A 25,259-nucleotide genomic window follows, 5' to 3' on the forward strand; every position below is an offset into this window, starting at 1 on the left:
CATCAGGCCATCAGTGAATTGGCCTTGTGCAGCCGGTCGGCGATCTCTGCGGTTTGATTCGCCGGAATTTCGACGAAGCGCACGAAGGCGGTCACGGCTTGCTCGAGGTTTGTCGCCTTGACGAAGCTGGGCACCTTTTTGCAAACGCCGATGATGATATCGGTGTTCTTTTTCGCATCGAGGAGGTCGGGCAGCTGATGACCAACCCCGAGACCCTTTCGCATGTTGAGCTGGAACAGCCCGACGCTGTCTTCGATCGAATTGTTGGTTCTCGCGTCGGCCTTGAGGGTCGATTCTTTCCATGCATTGGCAACCGCCGTGATCTGATGGATCCGATCGAAGCCGGCGGCGGCAAAGGCATTCATGATGATATCGGCGTTCTTCCTCTGATCGGGACCGAAATCCTTGGGGAGGTTGATGTTGCCGACGGCAACAGGTCCGGTGGCAGTGGCCCCTGCCACGTCGAGCCAGCGGATCGCCGCGACGCGCGAGCGCGCAAAGGTGCTCTCCTTCACCTGATCCGACTGGTTGCCGCCCAGCAGCGTGATCGTGTTGGTGTCGCCCCTGACGTAGAAGCCGACGTGACCGGTGGTGTCGTGCTTCTCCGTCGGCGCCAGCACCACGACCGCGCCCGGTGGCGTATTGCTGGCGTTGATCGGCAGCGGATCGCCCCAGCTCTTCCACGATGAGGCCGTTGCCGGATTATTTTTCGGTACGCTGGCGGCGGCGACCGGATTGTTGCAGGTCTTCATGCAAAATGAGACGAAGGCCGCGCACCAGGGTGTCTGCGACGTGTCGGTCGGGAAACTGATCGACTTGAAATATTCGAGGATCCTGGCGTCGCTATTTCCGACGCCCTCCTTGATATTCTTGGCCTGTTCTTGCCTGGCAACATCCAACCACGGCGCCTTGCCGGAGCCGAGGACCGCGACAATCGTCTCCGGCGCGTTCTTGTTGATGAGATCGAAGGCGTCGCTCAGCCCCTGGGCGAATCTCGTGCTGACGCCGTTGACGAAATCCGTAACGGTCTTGGCGTTGGCGTCGTTCGTTCCCGTCAGACCGGGGCGCGCCTTGAACAGGGCCGCAATCTGGTCGTCGGCGAGGCCCGCCTTGCTCTTGAGAAAATCATTGAGCTTGAGGGTACCGTCGGACCCGGCTGCCGGCGCCGCAGCCGCCGGATCCTGGCCCATATCCGCCGGCGTCGCGGCCGCCGCAGCGAGCATGATCGCCGCTTTCGGGCTGGCGGTCAGATAGGCGAGGAAGATTTCCAGATAGCTCGGCAGCGGCGGCTCGGTGTCGCTGCCCTGGCCGGCGTTCCGCTTCGCCTGGGTGATCGCCTTGGCGTCCGTGAACATCGTGAAGGCCGCGCCCCAGGCCTGGGACAGAGCATCATCCACGCTCCCCGTCCCGAAGCCGGCCGCAAGCGTGCCGCCATTATCGAGGAAGCGCTGCCATTCGGCCGTGCTGATCTGGCATGGACCGACGCCATCCGATCCGGGAATCTTGGGGCCAACATTCACCATCTTGTGGCCGGTATCCTGGGTTTCGAAGATCGCCCGTGCAATCACATAGTCGGCCGAGACGAACCAGGGCGCGGTCTGGTCCAGCGCGTTGACGGCGCGCTCCGCGACGAGGCATTCGCGAACGAAGGCCGCTTCGCTCATAATGTCTCGCCCCTTCACGGCCAGGCTTTCTTTCGCAACCCAGCCGGTTTCATCCGCATCGTCGACCTTGACTTCGATAAAGTCGCCCGAGACGTTTCCGGTGCCGACGACGGTCATGTTTCCGGTCAAGCCATCGATGGCCTTGCCGCCGGGCTTATCGAGCAGGTCGGGGAAACCTTTAACCAGATAAACTGTCATGGCTGACCTTCATCAATGTTTCGGAGGCGCAGCGGGAGCCGCATTCGGATCTGGATTTGGACTTGAAGCCGCATTTGGAGTCGCAGCCGGAGCCGCGGTTGCGGCTGCTTTGTCTCTTTGCAGCTTTACGAGCCTGGCCACCAAGGCCGGGGTCGCCTGGGTGGTTGCTGAAGCCACCAGATCAACTTGTCCCAACTCTGTGCGAACCAGCGCGATCTTGGTGCGCAACGCCGGCGCACCAAGCTTGGTCGTGTTTAGAAGGGGCGCGCTGGGCCCCGAGACGTTCAGCAGGTCTATGAAAGCGCTCAGGTTGCCGGCACTGGGATTGTTGCCGTTGACGTCCTGCACCGTCGTATTGGCGAAGGTGAACTTCTCGAAGAAATTCATCGCGTCGCCGCAGTCCGGCTGGCTGATGATCGCAAGCCGCTCGGTCTTGTCGATGATACGATTGACCGTCGGCTTCGGCGTGCTCCGCGTCGCCTCGTAGATGTCGATGAGCATCTGGATCAGTTTTGTCTGGGGCAGGCCGCTCTTGGTGTTCTTGTCGAGACAAAGCCCATTCAGAGCGAATTGCTCGTCCTCGTTGCTCAGCGCACCTTTCTCGGCAAAGAATTGATCGAACTCAGCGCGCGGCGGGTTGAAAGGGCGGTCCGGCTTCTTCACCACGCTCGTCGGCGTGAATGGCACGCCCGCGCTCCGGGGTGAAATCAACGAGTCCTTTTGCAGCCCGTCGGCACCGTTGCGCTCGAACGTGGCGATGGTGTTGTTGATCTCGGTCTCGATCGTCATCGGCATGCACAGGCGCAGATAGGAGCGCAGCGCATAAAGGGCATTCGGCCTGCTGATGATGGCGACCGCCTTGGTCGACGCCGTACCCATCAGCCGGTCCCGGTATTCCTTCTGCCGGCTGAGCACGACCGCCTGAATCGTCGAGTGCGGCATGGTGAGGATCAGGCGCGACTGGACGTTGGTGAAAGTACCGGCCGCGAGCCCGAAAGCGGCACCGACGATGGTGATCGGGTTGGCGCCCACCCCGCTCGCCAGCATGATCGTCTGCGCGGTCGCGCTGGCGAGAGCCAGTTCGTTGAGCACCGGCTCGCGCGTGCGCTGCGCATCGTCGAGCCAGGCCAGATAGGCATCGCAGCGCTGGTCGATATCGTTCATGCCGGCCTGGACGAACAGCCACCATGTTTTCGCATCATAGGGATCGGGGCCGCAACTCGTCACACCATCGAAAGCCGTCGGCACGATTCCGGCTTGCTGGCAGATCGCGGCAACGTAGGCGTTCTGCAGGTCGGTCTGCGCCGCAACATCGGCGGGATAGAGCTTGGTGCCGACGCCCTGGTTGGAGCTCAGGTCGCAGCCGGCAGAAAACAGCGCCATCGCGATACACGCCGCCCACCTCGCAACGTAGCGCATCCACGCCCCCGTCTTAGCAGAGTGACTTGTCGTCAAAATCATCGCCAGATGTCCCGGTTCTCGGCTCCTCGGAGCGCTCGTATTTCTCCTCGGCAGCGTTCAAATTGGCAGTGACGATCGTGAAGGCGCTCTGGACGTCGTCGACGACGTCGCGGCGACCCGTGTTGATGTTGCGGACCTGCACCCGCCAGCGAGCCGAGCCGCTGCCGTCGAGCGCCTCCCGCCAGAATCGCAGGATGAAAACCGGATCAAACGGTGGTCTTTGCAAGCTCATGCCGTGACGATGGCATGGTCCGAACTCGGAACGATCCGGCGATGATCTCGGGATCGCCAGGTGTCCGATCTCGGCTCGCCCGCGGATGGCTCGCGCAGAGATGGTCTGCCGATCACGGTGAGATCACGGCATGACTTGCAGCCGCGCGGGCAGCGCCGGCGACCCGGTCGCAGCAAGTACGTATGATGCTCTGGGCAGTGAGAGTGAGCTCAGCTCAGGAAGCGCTGTCGTCCATCGGTGCCGAACAACCGCGCGCGCAAATGCTGCAAGGTTTCGGCATCGTGCAGGTTCTTGATCTCTTCGATGGTCGCCCGTGTGGCCGGAAGCGGCGAAATCCCAAGCTCTTTCCTGATCAGGCCGATCCAATGATCATAATATCGAATGGCGTCATTGCGCCGCTCGTCGAGCGCGAGCACGATCAGGAGGTATCGAACCAACTCTTCCCTGTAGGGATCGAAGCGGAGTGCGTGACGCGCGAGCTGAATGGCCTCGTGATGACGCTCCTGCTGTCCAAGATGCCGGACGAGGGTGAGGGCGGCCTGGACGAACATGGAATGAAGCCGCTCACGTTCCTCCAGAACCCAATCGGCCTCCTCTCCATCCAGGAAGGGACCCTCATACCGGTACAGGACGGTCAGTATCTCCTTGATCCTGCGCGTGTCGAGGTCAGCCACGGAGCCGCCGAGCGTCGTCTGGGCGGCGTGAAGGAGAGCCCAGGTATCGACGTCGAGCCACGCGCACTTCTCCAGGATCGTCTCAAGGCCCACGGTCCTGAGATTGTTATCCTTTTCGCACTCGCGAGACGACGCGAGCAGTTTCCGCAGGCGCCAGACCGCCGAGTTCATGGCCCGGCGCCCTCTCTCTGCGTCGAGGTCCGGCCAAAACAGGTCGATCATTCTTTCGCGGCGATGTGGGCGATCGGGAAAAGTGAAGAGAAAACCGGCCATCCGCCGCCCGGCTGGTCCGAGTTCAGCCCAGATATGTTCGTGGTCACTCGCGACTCGGCTGGACCCGAGCAGGCTTATCGTCAACACGGCCTTGCCCCCAAACGCACGCTTCAAAGGAACTTTTTAGAATTCGCCCTAAAATTGTAGCCTGACAAAAAACTGCCCAGAGTCAAGATTTCAAATCGACGCCGCTGCTCGCAGCTCCCTGATGAGCTTTGCAGGCATTGTAGTGGGGTAGCGGGGTAGCGGGTTTACGTTCGCTCTGTCGACGGGCAACCTAAATCACTCCAAGGGCACGCTAGATGGATCTGAGGTCTTCCCGCCGAGCAGGGTCGCTTCCGTCGGGAAACGCTATTTTGGATCGGCTTCAATAAGGTGCAGCATCCGCCCCCCGAAGGCCGTCGATGAACTCCCCAAGGGAGCGCATGCAAAGACATCTTCTCGGTTGCGTCCGGGTGAGGGCTTAGAGAGCAAAAGAGCAATGTCTGATTGAATGCAATTACATGGTGATTTCAACTATATAAGAGTTCGCAATTTAGTTCTGAATGGCGCACCATCCTGAAAATATAAGTAAGAACAATAGCGTTTCACGACGAATTTCGTTATTCCGAACAAAGGAATTGAGACGGCCGTAGCCCTGCTTTGCTTCGGGGCCGTCGCGTGAATGGCGAACTCAAGCTGCCGTCTGAGCCGCCACGGCTTCGTAAATGTCCTCCTCCTGAGCAGTGTGCATGCGCACCAGCGTTTCGATCGCCTCGATCACCCGTTGGGCATCCCGGACAAGATAGCGATCGACCTTCTCCGACGGCAGATCCTCCACGATCCGATCGAGCAGCCTTGTCAGGTGCAGAATCTCCCGATGGGCGCGGCTCATGGCAGAAAGGCCGTGGCGTTCGCGGAGCACCTCCGCAAGCTTCGGATAGACGCTGTCCTCGTCCTCGCGCTCATGCATCACGACGCTGCTCTGAACAAGGCGCTGGGCCTCCACTATCAGCGCCGCAGCGGATTCGGGCGTCGCATCATCCAATGCATCGACGATTCTGCGCACCCGGTCGAGGTCCTTGAAGAGGGCCAGATGATCGTGATGCAATGCCAGCCCCTGCTCCGCGCTGATGCGTGCACCGCCCCTGGCAAGGGCCGGAGTGAGCGCCCGCAATGCGTTCAGAATGACCGCAACGTCGATGATCTCCTGGACGATGGCCGCGGGCACGGGATTGAGCCAGCCAACGGTTGCAGCGACCATTGCCACCAATGACAACCCCATGCCGACAACAATGCTTTGCAGGGCGATGCGTCGTGCTCGCTGCGCAATCATGATCGCCTCGCCGACGCGATCGAGCCGGTCGGCCAAGATCACTACATCGGCGGCCTCGGACGACGCGGTCGCGCCGCGCGCGCCGAGCGCGACCCCGATATCGGCCACGGCCAGTGCCGGGGCGTCATTGATGCCATCGCCGACCATGATGGTCGGATGCAGCCTCTGCTCCGCGCGGACTGCCTCGACCTTGTCTGAAGGAACGCGGTCGGCCAGCACGGCGTCGAGGTCGAGCGCGGCACCGATGGCCTGCGCTGCCGCGGCGCGATCGCCCGTGACCATCACCATTCGCGCGATGCCGGCATCGCGCAGCAGCCGGATCGCTCGCGGCGTATCGGCCCGCAACTCGTCGGCCAGCAGCAACGCTCCGATCGGACGGCGATTCACAGCGACGAAGACGATCAGGGCCGAGCGCCATGAGGCGCGCCGGATCGCCCGCAGCTCCCAAGGCAACAATTCGGCATGCGCGCGAAGCAGCTCTCGCGAGCCCGCAGTGACCCTTCGCCCGTCGACCAGGCCGCTCAAGCCGGTGCCCATGGTTTCCTTGACTTGTTCGGGCGCTTTCAGCTTGAGGTGGCGATCGAGGGCTGCAGCGACGACGGTCTTGGCAAGCACGTGATGCGAGGCCTGCTCGAGCGATGCCGCAAGCCTGAGGACCTCGTCCGGATCTTCCCCGGGAGCGACCTCGACAGAAAGCAACCGTGCCCCTCCGACGGTCAGGGTGCCGGTCTTGTCAAACAGCACCGTGTGCGCGCGAGCCAGCGCTTCCAAGGCCCCTCCACCCTTGGCGAGGATGCCGCGCCGGGCCGCGCGCGCCACCCCCGCGATGAAGGCGACTGGTGCAGCCAGGATCAGGGGGCAAGGCGTCGCCGCCACCAGCACAGCAAGGCTGCGCGTCAAATCACCGGAAATCCACCATGCAAGGAAGGCGACCGCGAGCGTCACCGGGAGAAGGACCAGCGCAAAACGATCGGCCATCCGCACAAAGGGCGCCTTCGCCGTTTGGGCTGCCGTCACCATCCGCACGATGCCGGCATAGGTGCTCTCGCCGGCCGGCGCGGTCACGGTCAAGTCGAAGGTCTCGCCCGCGTTCAACGAACCGGAAAGAACTGCGCTGCCGCGTGTCTTCTCGACCGGAATGGGTTCGCCGCTAACCGCGGACTCGTCGATGGTGGCCGAGGCCGAGCCAACGATACCGTCGACCGGCACGATCTCGCCCGCTCTGACCAGCAGCTCTTCGCCCACCGACACTGCCTCGATCGGGACCTCCTCGATCCCGCTGTTGCCTTTGCGGTGTGCCCGCCGCGGTGCGCGATCGACCAGGGAGCGCAGGTCACGCTCCGCCCGCGCGATCGCGATATCCTCCAGCACGTTGCCGCCGGAATACATCAGCGCAACCACGGCGCCAGCAAGCGGCTGGCCGAGCGCCAACGCCGCGCTCATCGACAGCAGCGCAATCGCGTCCACTCCGAAGCGACCGCCCAGAAGATCTCTGACGATCGAGACCGCCAGTCCGCCGATCACGGGCGCGGTGCCGAGTTTCCACGCAAGATCCGCAAGATCAGGCCGGCCCGCCACCCGCGCGAGAATACCCGCGGTCAATCCTGCGATTGCAATCGCAACCAGGCCCCATCGCAGGACCCGCTCAAACGACATGGCTTGGTTCCATAGCTACACGGACTTCACTCTCTCCCGAAACCGGCATCGTCGCTTGAGCAGAATCAAACGCCCAGTCGAGGAATCCCATCCAGAAGTCGTCCGAGGAGGAGGAGGCCAATGCGAAGCGGCTCAATGAGCCGGGTCAGGGCTCCAGCACCGCCGGCAGCCGGAACACAGTGAAAAGCTTCGGGGCGAGCGGCTGCATGAACATCGTCATCGCCGCGATCCGATCCTTGTCCAGCGCCAGGAGCTGGATGGAATGGGCATTCCAGCGCCTTTCCGCGCCGAGGGAGTAGAGGGCGAATGCCGGCTGCAGGTTTGCGCCGACAGGCACCAGCCTGAAGCCGCGGTAGGCGGGCCAGACGGCCCGGAAGAAATCCGCGATCGAAGAGCGGCCGCGATACCACTCTCGCCAGGGAGGCATCGAATAGACGGCGTCTTCCTTCAGCAGCGAGACGAACCGCTCCAGGTCGGCGCTTTCCCAGGCCAGCACGTAGCGCTCCAGCAGGCTTCGCTGATGCTCATCGGCGGTCGGGGCCTGCCGAACGTCACGGTCGAGCGTGACCAGCTTGGCCCGCGCCCGTTGCAGGGCGCTGTTCACCGAGGCCACCGAAGCATCGAGCACGGCGGCGACCTCGATCGCTGACCAGCCCAAGACGTCGGCCAGCAGCAGCACGGCGCGCTGGCGCGGCGGCAGTTGCTGGATGGCGGTGATGAACGCGAAACGGACAGACTCGCGCAGCTCGTAGCGGACGTCAGGCCCTCCGGCGGGATCCGGCAGGCTCTCGAGCTCGGCGTCGGGATAGGGCTCGATCCACAGCGTTTCCGCATCCGACCGCCCCTGCGGCCTCTGGGTCGACGGGCCTCCCAGCTGGTCGGGCATTGTCCGGCCGTGCTTCGAACGGCGCGCCATATTGAGCGCAACGTTCGTCGCGATCCGGTAGAGCCAGTTCTTGATCGAGGCGCGCGCCTCGAAGTCGTCGAAGCCCCGCCAGGCCCGCAGCATGGTCTCCTGGACCGCGTCCTCGGCCTCGTGAAGCGATCCCAGCATCCGATAGCAATGCAGCTTGAGCGCGCGGCGATGCGCTTCGGCCACGCGGGCGAAGTCCGCTCGGCTCGGCGGCGCAACGTTTGGAGAACCGACCGACGTCCTGTCTCTCATGACGATACCATTTGGCGACACCATTGAATTGCTGCAGTCCCGCTCTTCTCTCAGCTTGCCGCGGCGACGCCATTGGCCGAAACGGTGAAGATCGCCCCTGCCTGAGCCGGCGGCTTGACCGCGGCTTCGAGCACCGCCTCGGCGACATCTGCGGGCGACTGGCGCGCGCCCATGTTCTCGAGGAACTTCTGCTGGGGAATGCCGAGGTAGCGGGCGTAGCCGGTCACGGCGGCCTGCCCGAGCTCCGTCTCCGGCATGACACGGGAGGGGACGAGCGCGACGAAACGGATGCCGAGCTCGCGGCGATCAGATTCGGCCTGACAGTATTGGGCAATGAACATCTGCATGCGCTTGGCGCCAGCGTAGCCGCCCGAGATCGGCGACCCGCCGAGGCCGGCCCCGCTGGAGATGATGACCACGACCGAGCCCGGCGCAAGCGGCAAGTTGAGCGCCTCGCGGCAGAACAGGAAGGCCATCTTGGTGTCGACTTCCCAATTCACGCCGAATTCGGCCCAGGTGAGCTCGGGGATCGGACGGACCGGCGGGATCGCCCCGCCGCATATCACCAGCAGATCGGGCCTCGTCCTGGCGAAGACCTCCTGCGGCGCGGCTTCCGAAGCGGCGTCCAGCGCCAGCGTGTCGACGCGCATTTCCTTTGCGAGATAGGAAAGACCGCGCGCCTGCCTGGCGACCGCCAGGACATGCGCACCTTCGTCCGCAGCACGCCGTACGATCTCGCGGCCGACGCCCCGGCTGGCGCCAAGGACGACCACTCGCTTGCCCTGCAGCAATCCGTTTTCCGACGACATGGCTCAAATCTCCCAAGCGCGCCCCAATCTCAATGCAGATACGCGTCGATGTGGATCTTGCCTGTCGCCAGGTTCGCGTAGCCCGCGCCCCAGGCCGGCCGTGCGTTGACCCAGGCATAGGCCGCGGCGGCCGTGGTGAGGTCGATCTTCACAGCCAGGTCGACGATCGGCTCACCGTCGCGCGGGGTCCCGACGCCGTCGGCGGAAAACGCGATCCGGCTGCCATCCTCGGTCTCGATGGTCGCGCGGAGATCGAGCTCCCTGCGGCCATCGGCACGGACACGCAAATAGTCGATGCCGCGCATCGCGCCCGTCATGCGGCCTTTGATCGGTCCCGCGAGCGCGACGTCGAATTGAGCGCCGTGCAGCGGCACACTCTGTTGTCCCGCTAATACGGCCTGCATGTTCAGGCCGTATTCAGTCACACTCATGATGTCGAGATCGTATTCGAAGATCTTTTCGTAGCTCATGGCTTCTCTCTCTTAAGTGTCTCTACAAACCCGGCGTCGCTGATCGCCGGCAGCAGAACGCGCTCAGTCGACGATCAACCCGCCGGTCAGGTTCGCCACGGTTCCGGTCATACCGCTGCCCCGATCGGAGACCAGGAAGGCCGCCATGTCCGCCACCTCGGAGAGCTTGCTCGAGCGCTTGCGATGCGTGAGGCTCTCGATGAAGCCCAGGAACTGCTCGCGCGGGATGCCCATCGCGCTGGCATGCAGCCCGAAGACGACCTCGATTGTCTCCGTCTCCGGCATGCCGGTCGAGCGCAGGCAGATCGCGCGAACACCTCTCGCACCGAATTCGGCGGACAGGTTGCGGTTCAAGGCTTCCATCGCCGCCCAGGCGGGACCCATCCCTCCGACCAGAGCCGCACCGAGCCGTGCGGGTTCAGGGGTGTGCATCAACAGCACACCGGAGCCTTGCCCGGCCATTCGCCGTGCCGCCGCTCGCGCCGTCAGGAAGTGCGATCGCATGTAGGCGGTGATCGGCGCGGTGAAGCTGTCGACCGACAGCTGGGCAATCGGGATCCCCTGGGTCCCTGGCTGCGGGATCGGCGTGATGGCGTTGAAAGACACATCTAGCCGCCCGCTGGACTTGAAGACCGTGGCCACGTGGCTTTCCACGGCCTCTTCGTCCAGAGCATCGACCTGAAAGGCCGTTGCTGTTCCGCCTGCTGCGACAATCTCCTTGGCCACGCGCTCGACCTTGCCGAGCGTGCGGCCGGAGAGGAAGACTTTGGCCCCTTCGCGGGCGAATGTCCGCGCCACGGCGCCGCCGATGGCCCCGCCGGCGCCGTAAATGACTGCTGTCTTGTTTTCGAGGAGCATGACGAGCCCTTTTCATCTCGAGTTCGGTGCGGAGGCCGGTTTGGCCACCGTCATCGCTCATAGAGACCCTCGGCACCCCGGAGACTCATCGGCGTCGGCGAAAAAATTTCGGGGTGTCGCGAAGCGACAGCAGGCCTCACGCCTTCCGCCTATAAGTCGTGACCATCGTGTAGTCCTTGCGCGGACCTGACACGATGTGGCGAATGACAAAGCTGCCTTCGGGGCGGAAGGTGTAGGTCGACTGATAACGGTCGAAACCACACAGATGGTCGGCGCTTCCGTTCAAGGCGCCGTCGTCGGACGCAACCAGTTCGACCGTGTGGAAGAGCCGCGGCGGGGCCTCCTTGAAGAAGACGTCGAATCCGCGGCCGTGCCCGTGGAAGACGTACTCGCGCTCAGCTTCGAGTTCTGTGCCGGTCAGGAGCTTCAACCGTCCCTGTTCGCGATAGGCCAGGCCGTCCGGGCCGGACGGCGTGAAGGTCGCAAGACCCTGCATGCTCCCCTGCCCCTCGATCAGCCTGTTGAACGACCAGGAGCCGGTCAGCCGCTTCGTCACCTCGGAGCCGTCACCCCAGTTGCCGGTCACAGTCTCGTTCATATCCTTCGGGCCTCGACCACCAGCGACGCGTTCGACTTTGCCGGGCCAGTACCTATATCCTGGGGCGGATAGGTGTCGATGCAGTGAGCATGTGATGGCCAGGAGACCCACGACCGGAACGGACGTCGACGACCTGCCCCGCTATCTCGTCTGGGTTCGTGGGCTCGAGGGGCCGGAGCCGCAGAAATGGATCGACATGGATTTCGGCATCGGCGACTGGAAACGGCCGCAGGTGCTGGCTTGGCTGGAGCTGCCGATGGACGAACGGCGCCTGCCGCTGTCGATGCTGGCACGGCGCTATCCGCCACCGAAGGTGGAGACGCTATAAGCGCGCGCACACTTGCCCCGCGCCGCCGACGGCGTCAGGCCGAACCTGCGGCGAAAGAGCGATTAAAATAAGAGAGGTCCCGGGGCTCGCCCGGGCATTTCTTTTGCCGACTGTGGCCTAGTTCATAGACGGCCCGAGCGAGACAGCGCGATCCTTGTTGCTACCTCGGCGCGTTCTCAGACAAAATACATCCAATATTTCATAGTGCATCTATCGATTGAATTCAGAGGATGCCGCCCTTCAGGGCTTGAAGCATCCCCGACAGAATTTCGGAGGGGCCCATGACTCACCATGACGGAACGCCGCACGGCAGTCCTGTAGCAGCGGATCATCCGCATGCAGATCAGACTGCGACTACACCCGGCGCGCGGGTGCCGCGCAAGCTGGTGCTGTTCGCCGATGGCACCGGCAACGCCTTCACGACCCAGGAATCCAGCGTCTGGCGGCTCTACGAGGCGCTCGACCACACCCAGCCCGACCAGATCGCCTATTACATCAAGGGTGTCGGCACCGCCGGCTGGGCGCCGCTCGCCGCGCTTGATGGCGCCACCGGCATCGGCGTGCCGGCCAACGTTCGCAAGCTCTATCGCTTTCTGTGCTGGAATTGGCGCCCGGGCGACGAGATCTACATCTTCGGCTTCAGCCGCGGTGCTTTCACCGCCCGCACGCTGGCGGCCCTGATCGCCAGCCAGGGTCTGGTGCCCGCAGTGATCGACGACGAGCCCGTCTCGCATGCCGAAATGGAGCGAAACACCATGTCCGCGTGGCGCGAATACCGCCGCGAGACGGTGCCGTGGAAGCGAAGCCTGCCGACGATCTGGATCACGCGCCTAATTCGGGACATCGTGCTCTACTTCTATCATTTGCTGTTCGGACACCGCTCCTACACCGCGGTCCGCGCGGCGATGAACGGCCGCAAGGACGTCAATATCGACTTCCTCGGACTGTTCGACACGGTCGAGGCCTTCGGCGTCCCGATCGAGGAACTGCGCGTTGCGATCGACTGGGCTATCTGGCCAATCTCGTTCCGCAACCACCGCCCCTCTCGCAAGGCAAAGTACATCTGTCACGCGCTTGGGCTCGACGACGAGCGCACTACCTTCCATCCGCTGCGGATTGACCAGTCTCATCTCGCGGCCGATCAGACGGTCAAAGAGGTATGGTTCGCCGGCGTCCATTCCGACATCGGCGGCGGCTATCCGGACTGCACATTGTCGTTCGTTCCGCTGGTCTGGATGGCCGACCAGCTCGGCAACAAGCTCCGCTTCCAGAAGGGCACCGTCGAGCACTTCAGGGACTATCAATCGGCGATCGGGCCGATGCACGATTCGCGCAGCGGTGCGGCGGTGCTGTATCGCTACGGCCCGCGTCCGGTCATGGCGGGCAAGGCCAACGGCGGCACGCCTGTGGTGCATTTCGCCGTGGTCGAGCGCATGCTGCACGGCTGCGACGACTACGCGCCGATCATGCTTCCCGCCGACGCCCGGGTGCTGATGCCTGACGGCACCAAGCTCGACCTCACCGACCAGGGGACGCGCGAGGCGATGAAGGGCGCCTATCTGACGAAGGCCAGGGGATCGCGACGGCAGAAGGAAGCCGAGGCGTTCACCGCGATGAGCATGCCCGACGCCGAGATGGCCTCGCTCGCGCGTGACACCGTATGGTGGCGGCGCGTCGCCTATTTCGCGCTGCTGTTCATGGTCGGCGTGATCGCCGCCTGGCCGTGGATCTCTTATCCGTTGGTGCAATGGTCCAAACAGCCCGTGGGCCATGAGGGGATCTCCATCATCGCAAACATCGACTGGGTGCTGGGCGCCGTGGTGGCCCCGTTCGCCAATCTCGTCAGGGACGTGATGCCGTCCTATGCGGCGCCCTGGCTCGACGTCGCGGTCTACTATCCGTTCATCACGTCGATCGTGGGCGCGCTGACCTGGTGGATCTGGAACAAGAATTCGGAGCTGCGTGACACCATCCAGGAACGCGCGCGCCTCGCCTGGAATACGCCCCGTCGCAAGGCGAGCCTGAGCCACATCGACGAGCCGGGCCCGCTGTTGAGGTTCGGCCATTGGATGCGGACGAATGCCGGACCGGCAGGCCGCCTCATCACCAAGGGCCTCGTGCCGGCCATCTTCCTGCTCACGATCTTCGGCTCGGCGGCACTGATCCTGTCGAACAGCTTGTTCACCGGGCGCGTCGCACTCGGAAAGGTCTGCACCACAAGCAAGGATGCTGCCGGATCACCCCAGATCGGCACGCCGGTGCGCGACGACCCGACCGATGCAGTCGCGCTGTTCGACACCAGGACGTTTTGCTGGTGGAGCGGGCTCGCGGTCGAGAAAGGCCGCAAATATCGCGTCTTCATCGACGTCAAGGAGCCCTGGTTCGACCGCACCACCTTGAGCGGAGCGAACGGCTTCCGGACGCATGGGCTGCGTCATACCATCGCTTTGCCGGAGCTGCGTCTGTACGCGGCAAACTGGTTCCAGCCCGTGGTTCGCATTGGGACGAAAGGGGTGACTGAGCTTCCCCTGCAGGCGATCAACGTGATCCCGGCTGACGCGTTGCCGCGTCGGGCCAAGCCGACGCTTCCTGCGGAAGACGATGTTGAAGGACAGAATCAATATCCCGTCAGCCTCGACGATATCGACCGGTTCAAGGGCGAGCTGAAGACGCTCGGCAATTTCGAGCCGATCCCGCAGGATATGCTCGCGGCTGCGGAGCAGGTCTGGCGGACCGAAGGACTGACCGACCGCATCGTCGCCGAGTTCATCGCCCCTGACTCCGGCGAACTGTTCTTCTACGTCAACGATGCGGTGCAGATCTTCCCGCAGCTCTTGCCGCAGTCGATGGTGCCGTCGTGGCTCTTGGTGATCCAGGGCCCACCGGATCTATTCTATCGCAACAACACCGGCACGGCGAAAATCTCGGTGCAGCGCCTGCCCGCACCTGCGCTGCCCGCGGCGAAGACCACTTCGCCGCTGGCGAACAAGTAACGCCACGCCGAGCTGCGCAAACGAAGCCGTTGGGCTCTCAACGCATGGCCTCGCCCCCATGATTATGGGTGTCGCGCCGGTATGGCCGCGGCTAGACTGGCTGCACACGCCGCGGGGGACACGCGGCCGGGACCATGACCATGACGGACCAGGACGAGACCGGTGAGGTCATCACCATCCTCCTCGTCGAAGACGACGCACCGACCTGCTGGCGCCTTCAGGACGCGCTGGCGAAGGCCGGCTACGAGGTGCACACGGCCGGCACGCTGGGCGAAGCCCGCAGCGCGCTTGCGAGCGGCGCGCCCCGCGTGCTGCTGACCGATCTGCGGCTGCCCGACGGCCACGGCGTCGAGCTGATCCGCGAGACCAGGCAGCGTTTTCCCAATACCGAGATCATGGTGATCTCGGCGCTGGGCGACGAGGAAAGCGTCATCTCCGCCATCACCGTTGGCGCCACCGGCTATCTGCTCAAGGACGCCTTCCCGACCGACATCGCGACCACCGTGCGCGATCTGGTCGCCGGGCATTCGCCGATCTCAGCCTCGATCGCGCGCTTCATCGTGCGGCGAACGCAGAATTCGGCCGAGCCACCGCCGGGGCCGGTGCTCAACACCGCAAAGCTGACACCGCGCGAGATCGACATCCTCTGGGGCATCGCCAAGGGATTTAGCTACGCCGAGATCGCCAGCCACCTCGGTCTGTCCAGGCAGACCGTGCCCGGTCACATCAAGAACATCTATCGCAAGCTCGAGGTGCACACGCGCAGCGAAGCGGTGTTCGAGGCGGTGCAGCAGGGCCTGATCAAGCTGTGAGCGAGATTGCCGCGAAGACAGCAGTGCCCAGGCACGCGCTTCAGCTCGCGCGCATGGCGGCATATCTGTTGCTCCAGGCGCTGATCGTGATCGCCATCATCCTGGGGCTGCGGCTCTTCGAGCCGCGCGACCCCGATAATTTTGCCGTGAGCGAGTTCTCACTGCGCGAAGCCGGCACGACGCGGCCCGTGACGCTGCCTGAATTCACCGCGTCGCGCTATTCGCTCACCGATCCGCCGCTCTATTCGGGCAGATTCGTGTTCAGGGACGACGGCGCTGACGCGACCTGGTCGGTGTTCCTGCCGCGCTTCAGCAACGGCGTCGAGGTCGCGATCAACGGCGTCGCGATCCTGGACTCCCGGCGCGATCCCACGGCCAACCGGCCCGACCGCAACACGCCCGAGATCGCGGTGATCCCGGCTTCGCTGCTGCACGAGGGCAGCAACGACATTTCCGTGCGGCTGTTCGTGTGGGGACCGCTACGCGGCTTCCTCGACACCGTCTATGTCGGCCCGGACGCCGCCTTGCGCCCGGCCTTCGAGACCCGCACGCTGCTGTTCGTCACGCTGCCCGTGGTGTTCTCCGCCTGGCAGTCGATCCTCGCCGTCATCCTCGCCATCATGTGGCTGATGCGGCGACACGAGCCTGTCTATGGCGTGCTCGCGGTGGCGATGGTGCTCGGCGTCGTGCAGGCTTTCATCACGCCGCCGGTGCCGCCGGCCGACTCGTCCAGGCTTGTCGGCGTGCTGCTCTCCTCCGCGCCGATCGAGAGCGCACTGATCGTGGCGTCGGCGGTGCTGTTCCTCGGCTGGCGCTGGCCGCGCTATGGCGTGTTGCTGTTCGTGCCCGGACTCATCGTGATCGCAGGCGGTCTCATCGCCGGTCCGCCACTGCCGCGCATTCTCTTCATGCTTCTAGGTATCCCCACGGTCGGATTCTGTCTGGTCCTGATGGCCGGCATCGCAGCCTACGCCGCGCTCCAACGTCAGGACGTCGTCAGCCTCGCGCTCGGCTGTGCGGCGACCATCGTGCTGACCTGCTGGGCCCACGACATGCTGTCGGTGTTCGAGATCATGCCCAACGAACGCACCTTCGTATCGCGGCTGTCCTACTCGGCGCTGCTGATTGCGATCGGCGCCGGCCTGACCTGGCGCTTCGCTCGGGCGCTGAATCAGGTCGACAGCTTTGCCGGCCAGCTCGTCGCGCGCGTGCGCGAGGCGGAGGAACGGCTGAAAGCAAGCTTTGTCCGCGAGGAGGCGCGCGCACGGGCCGCAGCGCTGGCCAACGAGCGCACGCGGCTGATGCGCGACCTGCATGACGGCCTCGGCGGCCAGCTCATCAGCATCGTCGCACTCTCCGAGCGCGGGCACGAGGGCGCGACCATCACGGACGCCGCGCGCGCCGCGCTGAGGGATTTGCGTCTCGTCATCGATTCCATGGACGACATCGGCGGCGATCTCATGCTCGCGCTCGGTTCGTGGCGCGAGCGCGCGGCGATGCAGCTGCGGCCGCATGACATCGCACTCGACTGGCGCGTGGCAACGCCGCAGGGCCTGCCGCTGCACCCGGAACTGCGGCCCTGGCATGTCATCCAGATCGTGCGCATCCTGGACGAGGCCGTGACCAACGCGGTCAAGCACGCGGCCGCGCGCCGCATCACCGTGACCGTCGAGACACGAAACGACGGCCAGGGACCATACGGCGTGATCAGCGTCGCGGACGATGGCCGCGGCTTTGCGCGTGGTGACGACGGCGAAGCTGCGGGTGGGGGCCAGACCGCGCGCGGCGTGCACAACATGAGAAGCCGCGCGAGACGTTGCGGCGCGGTGCTCGACCTGAGCTCGGATGGATCGGGCACACGCGTACGGCTGCAATTGCCGCAGATCTTTCCCGACAGCGATGCGGCCGGCGGCTGAAAAGCCCCCTCCCCGGGCGCATGGGACGTGCGGGGAGAGGGATCGGGCCGGGATCTTGGCTTGCGAAGGACGGGGGGTTCGCTCGCGGGCTCGCTTGCAGCGGGCTCCCTTGGCCCGAAAGAATGCAATCAACTCAATCCAGCAAAGTCATCAACGCACGCCGACGCGATTGACCGGGCCGCCACGATTCATCGGCGTGCCGGCACGGACACCGACACCGGGGGCGCCCACGCCGGGCGTCACCACGGCTGCAGCCGCGACCGGTGCGGCCGGTGCAACCACCACCGCCGCGTCCGGCCGTACCACGCAGCCCTTGGGCACGCCGACCGTCTTGCAATAGACCACCGCCTGCGCCGGGCTCGTACCCAGCGAGACCATCGCCGCACCCGCCAGCATCATCACCGTCAGCCCGGCGCTCAGCGCTCCCACTCTTTTCGACATTCTTGCTCTCCTGCTTCCCGTTCGGCGCCCCGGTGCAATCACCTGATCTTGCGGCCGACGTGCAGCCTCAATGGCAAAAGACTGATCACCAAGACATGCCATGAAGATGGGGGTGCAGCAGGCAAGCCTGCGAGCCGATGCCATGAACATGGCATGGACCGGCCATGGATCTCCGCGAGATGGTCCGCCGCGCTCGATCCCAGCGAACCACCGCAATTGCAAAGAGGTGCTTTATGAAGACTTCAATTCTTGCCGCGCTGCTGCTCACCGCCGCTGTCCTGCCAGCCGTGGCGCAATCCGGCCCCACGCCGCAGGAACAGATCGCGTGCCGCGGCGATGCCAGCAAGTTCTGCGCCGAGCACATCGGCAAGCCGCCGGAGATGAATGCCTGCCTGCGTGAGAACAAGACAAAGCTTTCGGACGGCTGCCGCAAGGTGGTGGAGTCGCACGGCGGCTGACATTTCTTCCTGCTCGCCTTGCGCAGGCGGCCTTCGGCCGCCGTCTCAATACTGAGGGAAAGCATCGCATGCCGCTCACATTCGTGTGCGCGGCATCAAATGCTAGTCGTCATCGTCACCGAACAGCCGGATCTGCGGGAAGCCGCCGCGCGGCCGACCGGCAAAATCACGCGTGTCGGAATCCTGGCGGACGCTGCGCGCGACATCATCCCAATTGGTCTGGTCGCGCCCACCACGCGCATCGCGCTGTTCATAGCGGCGACGCTCCGCCCAGCGCTCGTGGCGCTCTGCACGGCGCCGCTCGGATGCGGCACGCCTGACGTCGGAATCCCTCGCCTTGGCATAGGCGTTCTCGGGAGATGATGCCGGTTCTGTCGAGGCCTGCTGCTCGTTGGACTTCGTCTCCGGCCGAGACGAAGGCGCGGGCTTGGGCTGCTCGACGGCTGCGGTCTGCGCAGGCGGCGGCGCCGGCGGTTCAGCTTTGGCCTCAGTGGTCGGCGCATTGGGCTTCGCGTCCGGCTTGGCTTCGGCCTGAGCTGGCGCAGCAACCATCGTACCGAATACCTGCGAGCCCGTGAGGTATTGCACGCGCTCCGAGGGCGCGTTCGTCATGGCCGGCGCATTGGCCTCGGTGCGTTGCGCCACCCTGCTGGTATCGGGCCCTTGCTTGGGCGCGATTGGATTCATGATGTTGCCGGCAACGATGCCGCCGCCAAGGCCAATTGCAATGGCAGCAACGATCGATCCGGCACCGACGAAATAAGCTGTCGACGTGCGCATTGGCCCACTCCCTGTTTGGAGCGAGCAACGCGGTGGGATTGCCGGATGTTCCTGAAAGACGTGGTTCCCCAGGAGGGAACGACGTTAGATCTGCTGCGCGACCTTCTCCAGCCCGATGATGCGGGCGAGCTTGCGCACTTCTTCCTTCTGGTCGTCACGCAGTTGGAACAGCAGCGGCATCGCGGCCGATTTCAGCTGCTGAACCTCGTCGCAATTCGGATCGATCTGCACGTTCGGCCCATTGGGATTGGAGAGCTTGTTGGCCGAAATCTTCTTGACGACGCTGCGCAGCGCGCTCTCGACGGAGGGCCAGTAATATTCCTGCGACGACGACAGTTTCAGACGATCCCGGATGCCGGCGATCTGCACGTCGGAGAGCAGAGAGTAGGTCTTTTGCGGCTGCGGCTTCGCAACCGGCTTCGGCTTCGACGGAGCCTCGATCGCGGCTGATGTCTCGGGAGCAGCGGGCGCCTCGTTCACGCTCGCTTTCGGCATCGGGAAATCGGACGGCGTGGCCGAGGCAAAAGCCTGGCGCAGGGGCTCTGTGAGCACCGGTGCCTGCGACAGCCTGTCGGCGGGAACCTGGACCGGATCAATCGCGGCCGAGGCCAGCGCCAGGGTCGGAACCAGCCGATCGGCCTTGGCGGCACGGTTGGCAGCGAGAGGCTTGGGCGGGGCCTGGGTGATCATCTCGGCACTGACACTGGGCACGCTGTCGCGGCCGAGGATGGCGGTGGTGGCGGCACCGAGGACGAGGATACAGGTCAGCACGGTGATGGTGATGGCTCTGGACAAACTTGTCTCCGGAAGGACCGCTTCACGATGTTGTTAGAGATGCCCGGCAAAAGGGCACGAATTAAGGCTTGAGTGTGCCTTTCAGGCGACAATCGCCTTGCCTATGACGACGGAGGCAGAAAACCGAGCGAAATCAGGCCGCTATGCCCAGATCGTAGGCGTCCTGAATGTCGGCGACGATCTCGGAGGCCTCCCAGACCGCACGCGGCTCGACCGATTGCAGCGTCACCGTCCAGTTGCCGCCCCGGCGGGTACGGGGAACGCGGACGATGTCGAAGCGGACATTGCGGCAGAGCGGGTGACGGGCCAGAGCATGGGCGACGCGGACGCGGATCTCGTCCAGCGTAGCTGCGGTCTTGCTGTTGAGAAAATCGAAATCCATTGCCTGTCCCTCTCGTCCTGATTGGCGGCCGTGAGGGATTCTTGGCGGGCGATGGTTAATCTGCCGTTAAATGCGGGCGTGCGGAGCCATGCGGGATTAACCGTGCTGGGCGGCGCAGGAGGCTACCGCGACGTCACCTCGCGGTATTCGGCGACCGTTCGCGCGACGAGGTCATTGACCGCCATCACGTCAGTGACTCCCGACGTCGAGTGCCCGCCGCTCCAGATATCGCGCCAGCGCTTCGGCCGGTTCTCGCGCGCGCTGACGTCGATGTCCTTGCCGATGTCGATGGCGCCGCGCGCCGGCAGGTCATTGGGGTCGAGCCCGGCGGCGACGATCGACGGCTTCAGCATGCTGGTCTGCAATCCGGTGAAGGCGGTGGTGAGCAGGATGTCGTCGGCGCTGCTCTCGACCAGCATCTGCTTGTGGCGCTCGTCCGCCATGCTCTCGCGCGTCGCGATGAATTTCGTGCCCATGTAGCCGAGATCGCAGCCGAGCACTTCGGCCGCACGCAGCGCGCGGCCATCGCTGATGCCGCCGGCCAGCACGATGATGCCGTCGTAGAACGCGCGCACTGCGCGGACGAAGGCAAACGGATTGAGCCAGCCGGTTTGTCCGCCGGCGCCCGCGGTCAGCAGCACCAGCCCATCTGCGCCTGCTTCTGCCGCGCGCTCGGCGTGGCGGATCGAGGCGACGTCCGCCAGCACCAGGCTGCCTGCATCATGTAGCGGCTTCAACACGGGCGCGGGCGAGCCGACCGACGTGATGACGATCTCGGGCTTGTGCTTGAGCAGCACGGCGAGATCCTGCTCCAGCCGCGCGTTGGAGCGATGCACGATCAGGTTCGGACAGAGCGGCGCGGCCCTGCGGCCAGTTTGATCTTCGTGCTGGCGTAGACGTGTTGCGATCTCGGCGAACCATGCATCGAGCTGTTCCGGATTGCGGCAATTCACGGTGGGGAAGCTGCCGATGACGCCGTTACGACAAGCCGCGACCATCAGCTCGACGCCCGACACCAGGAACATCGGCGCGGCGATCAGCGGCAGGCCGAGACGATCGCGAAAAACTTGCAGTCGATCGGACGTCACTCTCTCGCCTCCTCGTTCCATCCCGCATTCTCTGTGCTAGCCTCGTCAGCAACATTGGCACGCGAGAAGCCGATGACAAAGCAGCGAGGAAACATATGTCCGATCCGCTCCACGCATCGTCCCCGACTTGTGCGCAGACGCTACGGGCGCTGGCGCGCTATCCCGGCCGCACGGCTTTCGCATGGCCCGGGGGATCGCTGAGCTATCAGGGCACACTCGATCTGATCGGACGCATCCAGGGCGTATTCATGCGGCTTGGCCTGCAGCCGGGTGCGCGCGTCGCGTTCCTCACCGCCAACCGCGCCGACACCTGGTGCGCCGGCGTCGCCGCGCAATTGTCGCGATGCTGCATCACCTGGCTGCATCCGCTGGGATCGGAGACGGATCAGCTTTTTCAGCTCGAGGATTCCGAGGCCGAGGTGCTGGTCGTCGATGTGGCTGCGTTCCGCGATCGCGGCGGCGAGCTCGCAGCGAAGGCGGCTTTGCTCAAGGCCGTCTTCACGATGGGGCGGGCCGACTACGGCGTCGATCTGCTGGCGGCGATCGAGAGCGCCGGACATGCCGGCGCGCAGTGCCTCGCTGGCCTCGATGATCTCTCCACACTGAATTACACCGGCGGCACGACAGGCAAGTCCAAGGGCGCGCTGCGCTACCACCGCGAAAACGCCGGAGCTGCCGGTGCGATCCTCGCCGATTTCGAGATCCCCGACGCAGCGCGCTATCTCACGGTGGCGCCGATCAGCCATGTCGCCGGCACAAAAGTGCTGCCGACGCTGATGCGTGGCGGCACGGTGCACATGCTGAAGGGCTTTGATCCCGAGGCGGTGCTGGCGACGATCGCGCTCGAGCGCATCAATTTCACGCTGTTCGTGCCGACCATGATCTATGTGCTGCTCGATCATCCCGCGCTTGATAAGACCGATCTTTCATCGCTCGAGCTCGTGCTCTATGGCGCCTCGGCAATGTCGCCCAGCCGGCTTGTCGAAGGCATCGAGCGCATCGGCCCGGTGTTCTCTCAGCTCTACGGCCAGACCGAATGCTATCCGGTGTCAGTGTTGCGCAAGAAGGATCACGATCCCAAAACGCCCGAGCTGTTCCTGTCCTGCGGCTTCCCGATCGCGGCGTGCGAGGTCAAGATTCTCGACGACAACGACCAGGAGGTGAAGACAGGCGAGGCCGGCGAGATCTGCGTGCGTGCGCCGCATGTGATGGCGGAGTACTGGAAGCGGCCTGACATCACCGCCGAGACATTGAAGAACGGCTGGGTCCACACCGGGGACATCGCGCGCCAGGACGAGCGTGGCTACATGTTCATCCTCGACCGCAAGAAGGACATGATCGTCACCGGCGGCTTCAACATCTTTCCGCGCGAGGTCGAGGACGTGCTGTCGCAACATGCCGATGTCGCGATGGTCGCGGTCGTCGGAATCCCCGACGAGAAATGGGGCGAGGCCGTCACCGCCATCGTCGTGCCGCGCGAGGGCACCAGACCCGATCCGGACGAACTGATCAACATGGTACGGACCCGAAAAGGCTCGGCGCATGCGCCCAAGCAGATCCAGTTCGTCAAGCAGCTGCCGATGACCGGCGTCGGCAAGGTCGACAAGAAGGTGCTGCGCGCCGGCTTCTGGAGCGGGCGGGACCGGATGGTGGGATAATCTCCCTGATTGCAGCGACGGGTTCGGACTACACGCATCGCGCGAAACACCGGGAGTTTTGAGCGCATTTGCCCGGGATTTTACGGTGTCGTTGTGGCCGCGACACCACAACGCGCCACGGAGTGTGTGCCCGCGCGGCTTGCGCGATTGCCCGCGAATCAGGGAATCAACTAGACCGCTGATGGGGCTGGGAAGCGGAGTGGGACATGAGAGTCGCTTCCCTGGAAAGTGCAGTCGCCGCGGTCACGTTGATCACGGCTATCATCGTGGTGCTGTGGGAGATCAAGATCTTCTACGGACTGTGAACTGGCAGGATGCCGAGCATCCCTTCCGCGGCGGCGGAAGCCTGCCGTTCAATCGGCTCCAGGAGCGATCGCGGCACGGCCGTCACCCTCACCGCTTCTCGATCACTAGGCTCTGCACAGCGCGACCGAAATAACCCTGCCGATCCGCGAGCCGCGACATCGCAAGGCCCGCGCCGTCAGGGCCGATCCAGGATTCACCGTCCAGCAAGATCCAGTCGCCGACCGGTTGGCGCGCCAGGCTCACCGTGAGGTCTGCATTGATGTAGGTCCAGCTGCGGAAGTCGAGCGTCGAGGCGGTACCGTTGGAGAAATCGGCGGCGACCACCGCGCGCATCGTCTGCGAGACCGCCTCGCCTTCGACCAGCGGGTGATCGAGGCGAAACCAGATCGCGCCGGCGCCGGCCTGCCCGAAGCGGCCCCGCGCGGCGCGCATCGAGACCATGCCAGCGAACGGACTTGTCGCACCGTGCCCGTCCTCGACCAGCGAGTCCTCGGGCGACGGCAGGGTAACAGGCAGATCCTTCACATCGTCGGGCAGTGGCTGCGACTGCTGCTTGATCTTGAGCACGGTGGCGCCGACGACCTGCACATCGTCGGCGAACAGCTTGATCTCGCAGAGCTGGATCTTGCGGCCCTCGCGCAGCACTTCGGTTTCGATGGTGAGCGGCGCGACCGGCACCGGCCGCATCAAGTCAATGGTGACCCGCGCGACGTTCATCGGCACGGGCGTCGGAATCCGCTCCGCCGCCCACGTCACCAGCGATGACGGCGCCGAGCCGTGCTGCATCCGCCGGTCCCAGGGGCCGGCAGCATTCGGACTGGTGACGACGCTGTTGCCGTCGACGCGATAGATGGCACTCATCGCCAGCGCCATCACAGCGGCGGATCGATCGCTTCCTCGTATTCCTTCTTGAAGCGCGCGATCATCTCGGCGGCAGGCACGATGCCGTCCACGCTGCCGATGCCCTGGCCGGAGCCCCAGATCTCTTTCCAGGCCTTCGGCTTGGCGCGCTCGCCGGAGGCGTCGGTGCCGAAATTCATCTTGGACGGATCCGACGTCGGCAGGTTTTCAGGATCCATGCCGGCGGCGAGGATCGACGGCTTCAGGTAGTTGCCGTGCACGCCGGTGAAGAGGTTGGAATAGACGATGTCGTCGGCCGTCGAGCCCGCGATCATCTCCTTGTACTTCTCGACCGCGTTGGCTTCCTTGGTCGCGATGAAGGCCGAGCCGATATAGGCAAAGTCGGCACCGAGGATGCGCGCGGCGCGAATCGCCTTGCCGTTGCCGATGGCGCCCGACAGCGCGATCGGGCCGTCGAACCATTTGCGGGTCTCGGCGACGAAGGCCAGCGGCGAGATGGTGCCGGCATGGCCGCCGGCGCCGGCCGCAACCAGGATCAGGCCGTCGGCGCCCTTCTCGATCGCCTTGTGAGCGAATTTCTGGTTGATCACGTCGTGGAAGACGATGCCGCCCCAGCCGTGCACGGCCTGGTTCAGCTCCTCGCGCGCGCCGAGCGAGGAAATGATCATCGGCACCTTGTACTTGGCGCAGAGTTGCATGTCGTGATCGAGCCGGTTGTTCGACTTGTGCACGATCTGGTTGACCGCGAACGGCGCCGACGGCTTGTCGGGATGGGCGCGGTCATAGGCCGCGAGCTCCTCGGTGATCCGCGCCAGCCATTCGTCGAGCAGCTCCGGCGGCCGCGCATTCAGCGCCGGGAACGAGCCCACCACGCCCGCCTTGCACTGTGCGATCACGAGGTCGGGCACCGAGATGATGAAGAGCGGCGAACCGATCACGGGGATCGACAGGCGTCCCTTGAACAGAGCAGGCATGGACATTGCGGAGCGATCCTTTGCTGGCAGGCGCATGAGAGGTTGGGACCATACCAACAAGGCAATCTTTCCACTGTCAAGTATTGCGTTGTGA

At 64.4% G+C, this 25,259-nt stretch carries 23 protein-coding genes; 6 read left to right on the forward strand and 17 right to left on the reverse strand.

From position 1 onward, the window contains the following. Nucleotides 1-2: 2 nt before the first annotated feature. The 10 genes from L6639_RS19145 to L6639_RS19190 all read right to left on the reverse strand — a co-directional run bounded on the left by L6639_RS19145 (nt 3) and on the right by L6639_RS19190 (nt 11,373). Nucleotides 3-1,862, reverse strand: coding sequence for a TIGR02594 family protein (locus L6639_RS19145; protein ID WP_237863172.1), 1,860 nt, complete (start codon nt 1,860-1,862; stop codon nt 3-5). Between the two features lie 12 nt (nt 1,863-1,874). After that, nucleotides 1,875-3,281: a hypothetical protein gene (locus L6639_RS19150; RefSeq protein WP_237863173.1), complete on the reverse strand. Its 1,407-nt coding sequence runs from the start codon at nt 3,279-3,281 to the stop codon at nt 1,875-1,877. 13 nt (nt 3,282-3,294) lie between these two features. Beyond that, on the reverse strand, nt 3,295-3,549 hold the full coding sequence (locus L6639_RS19155) for a hypothetical protein (RefSeq protein WP_237863174.1): 255 nt from the start codon (nt 3,547-3,549) through the stop codon (nt 3,295-3,297). 215 nt (nt 3,550-3,764) lie between these two features. Further along, entirely contained in the window at nt 3,765-4,502 is a 738-nt protein-coding gene (locus tag L6639_RS19160) for an AfsR/SARP family transcriptional regulator (protein ID WP_237863175.1), read from the reverse strand. Between the two features lie 673 nt (nt 4,503-5,175). Continuing rightward, nucleotides 5,176-7,473 carry a heavy metal translocating P-type ATPase gene (locus tag L6639_RS19165; protein WP_237863176.1) on the reverse strand — a complete coding sequence of 766 codons (2,298 nt, stop codon included), beginning with the start codon at nt 7,471-7,473 and terminating at the stop codon, nt 5,176-5,178. Nucleotides 7,474-7,618: 145 nt separating this feature from the next. Further along, nucleotides 7,619-8,662 carry a sigma-70 family RNA polymerase sigma factor gene (locus tag L6639_RS19170; protein WP_333909390.1) on the reverse strand — a complete coding sequence of 348 codons (1,044 nt, stop codon included), beginning with the start codon at nt 8,660-8,662 and terminating at the stop codon, nt 7,619-7,621. Between the two features lie 26 nt (nt 8,663-8,688). Beyond that, nucleotides 8,689-9,447, reverse strand: a complete 759-nt coding sequence (locus L6639_RS19175; protein WP_237863178.1) for an SDR family NAD(P)-dependent oxidoreductase — start codon at nt 9,445-9,447, stop codon at nt 8,689-8,691. 29 nt (nt 9,448-9,476) lie between these two features. Continuing rightward, nucleotides 9,477-9,917 (reverse strand): DUF3237 family protein, encoded by a 441-nt coding sequence (locus L6639_RS19180; RefSeq protein WP_237863179.1) that lies wholly within the window; start codon nt 9,915-9,917, stop codon nt 9,477-9,479. Between the two features lie 63 nt (nt 9,918-9,980). Continuing rightward, nucleotides 9,981-10,775 carry an SDR family NAD(P)-dependent oxidoreductase gene (locus L6639_RS19185; RefSeq protein WP_237863180.1) on the reverse strand — a complete coding sequence of 265 codons (795 nt, stop codon included), beginning with the start codon at nt 10,773-10,775 and terminating at the stop codon, nt 9,981-9,983. 136 nt (nt 10,776-10,911) lie between these two features. Next, a complete protein-coding gene (locus L6639_RS19190) occupies nt 10,912-11,373 on the reverse strand; it encodes a DUF6314 family protein (RefSeq protein ID WP_237863181.1) in 462 nt (153 codons plus the stop codon). A 94-nt stretch (nt 11,374-11,467) separates the two neighbouring features. Here L6639_RS19190 and L6639_RS19195 point away from each other — a divergent pair, with 94 nt between their 5' ends. The 4 genes from L6639_RS19195 (at nt 11,468) to L6639_RS19210 (ending at nt 17,422) form a co-directional block, all read left to right on the forward strand. Next, nucleotides 11,468-11,701, forward strand: coding sequence for a hypothetical protein (locus L6639_RS19195; RefSeq protein WP_237863182.1), 234 nt, complete (start codon nt 11,468-11,470; stop codon nt 11,699-11,701). 281 nt (nt 11,702-11,982) lie between these two features. Continuing rightward, a complete protein-coding gene (locus L6639_RS19200; RefSeq protein ID WP_237863183.1) occupies nt 11,983-14,694 on the forward strand; it encodes a DUF2235 domain-containing protein in 2,712 nt (903 codons plus the stop codon). 140 nt (nt 14,695-14,834) lie between these two features. Next, nucleotides 14,835-15,506, forward strand: a complete 672-nt coding sequence (locus tag L6639_RS19205) for a response regulator transcription factor (protein WP_237863354.1) — start codon at nt 14,835-14,837, stop codon at nt 15,504-15,506. After that, the gene (locus L6639_RS19210) at nt 15,503-17,422 is read left to right on the forward strand and encodes a sensor histidine kinase (RefSeq protein ID WP_237863184.1); all 1,920 of its coding nucleotides are present in this window, start codon (nt 15,503-15,505) and stop codon (nt 17,420-17,422) included. The genes L6639_RS19205 and L6639_RS19210 overlap by 4 nt, the downstream gene beginning before the upstream one ends. A gap of 150 nt (nt 17,423-17,572) precedes the next feature. On the opposite strand, the gene L6639_RS19215 is transcribed toward L6639_RS19210, so the two are convergent. Further along, nucleotides 17,573-17,863 (reverse strand): hypothetical protein, encoded by a 291-nt coding sequence (locus tag L6639_RS19215; RefSeq protein ID WP_237863185.1) that lies wholly within the window; start codon nt 17,861-17,863, stop codon nt 17,573-17,575. A gap of 233 nt (nt 17,864-18,096) precedes the next feature. On the opposite strand from L6639_RS19215, the gene L6639_RS19220 reads away from it, so the two are divergent. Next, nucleotides 18,097-18,321 carry a hypothetical protein gene (locus tag L6639_RS19220; RefSeq protein WP_237863186.1) on the forward strand — a complete coding sequence of 75 codons (225 nt, stop codon included), beginning with the start codon at nt 18,097-18,099 and terminating at the stop codon, nt 18,319-18,321. A gap of 102 nt (nt 18,322-18,423) precedes the next feature. Here L6639_RS19220 and L6639_RS19225 read toward each other — a convergent pair whose 3' ends face one another. The 4 genes from L6639_RS19225 to L6639_RS19240 all read right to left on the reverse strand — a co-directional run bounded on the left by L6639_RS19225 (nt 18,424) and on the right by L6639_RS19240 (nt 21,366). Further along, nucleotides 18,424-19,101 carry a hypothetical protein gene (locus L6639_RS19225; RefSeq protein ID WP_237863187.1) on the reverse strand — a complete coding sequence of 226 codons (678 nt, stop codon included), beginning with the start codon at nt 19,099-19,101 and terminating at the stop codon, nt 18,424-18,426. An 84-nt stretch (nt 19,102-19,185) separates the two neighbouring features. Then, complete coding sequence (locus L6639_RS19230; RefSeq protein ID WP_237863188.1) at nt 19,186-19,896, reverse strand: hypothetical protein; 711 nt, start codon at nt 19,894-19,896, stop codon at nt 19,186-19,188. A gap of 133 nt (nt 19,897-20,029) precedes the next feature. Continuing rightward, complete coding sequence (locus L6639_RS19235) at nt 20,030-20,278, reverse strand: hypothetical protein (RefSeq protein WP_237863189.1); 249 nt, start codon at nt 20,276-20,278, stop codon at nt 20,030-20,032. Between the two features lie 122 nt (nt 20,279-20,400). Continuing rightward, nucleotides 20,401-21,366: an NAD(P)H-dependent flavin oxidoreductase gene (locus L6639_RS19240; RefSeq protein WP_237863190.1), complete on the reverse strand. Its 966-nt coding sequence runs from the start codon at nt 21,364-21,366 to the stop codon at nt 20,401-20,403. A gap of 95 nt (nt 21,367-21,461) precedes the next feature. Between L6639_RS19240 and L6639_RS19245 the strand changes: the two genes are divergently transcribed. Beyond that, nucleotides 21,462-23,024, forward strand: coding sequence for an AMP-binding protein (locus L6639_RS19245; protein ID WP_237863191.1), 1,563 nt, complete (start codon nt 21,462-21,464; stop codon nt 23,022-23,024). A gap of 393 nt (nt 23,025-23,417) precedes the next feature. On the opposite strand, the gene L6639_RS19250 is transcribed toward L6639_RS19245, so the two are convergent. After that, nucleotides 23,418-24,191: a thioesterase family protein gene (locus L6639_RS19250; RefSeq protein WP_237863192.1), complete on the reverse strand. Its 774-nt coding sequence runs from the start codon at nt 24,189-24,191 to the stop codon at nt 23,418-23,420. Between the two features lie 11 nt (nt 24,192-24,202). Next, nucleotides 24,203-25,171 (reverse strand): NAD(P)H-dependent flavin oxidoreductase, encoded by a 969-nt coding sequence (locus L6639_RS19255; protein ID WP_237863193.1) that lies wholly within the window; start codon nt 25,169-25,171, stop codon nt 24,203-24,205. Nucleotides 25,172-25,259 lie beyond the last annotated feature (88 nt).

The organism is Bradyrhizobium zhengyangense, from assembly GCF_022012555.1.
GTDB lineage: Bacteria > Pseudomonadota > Alphaproteobacteria > Rhizobiales > Xanthobacteraceae > Bradyrhizobium > Bradyrhizobium zhengyangense.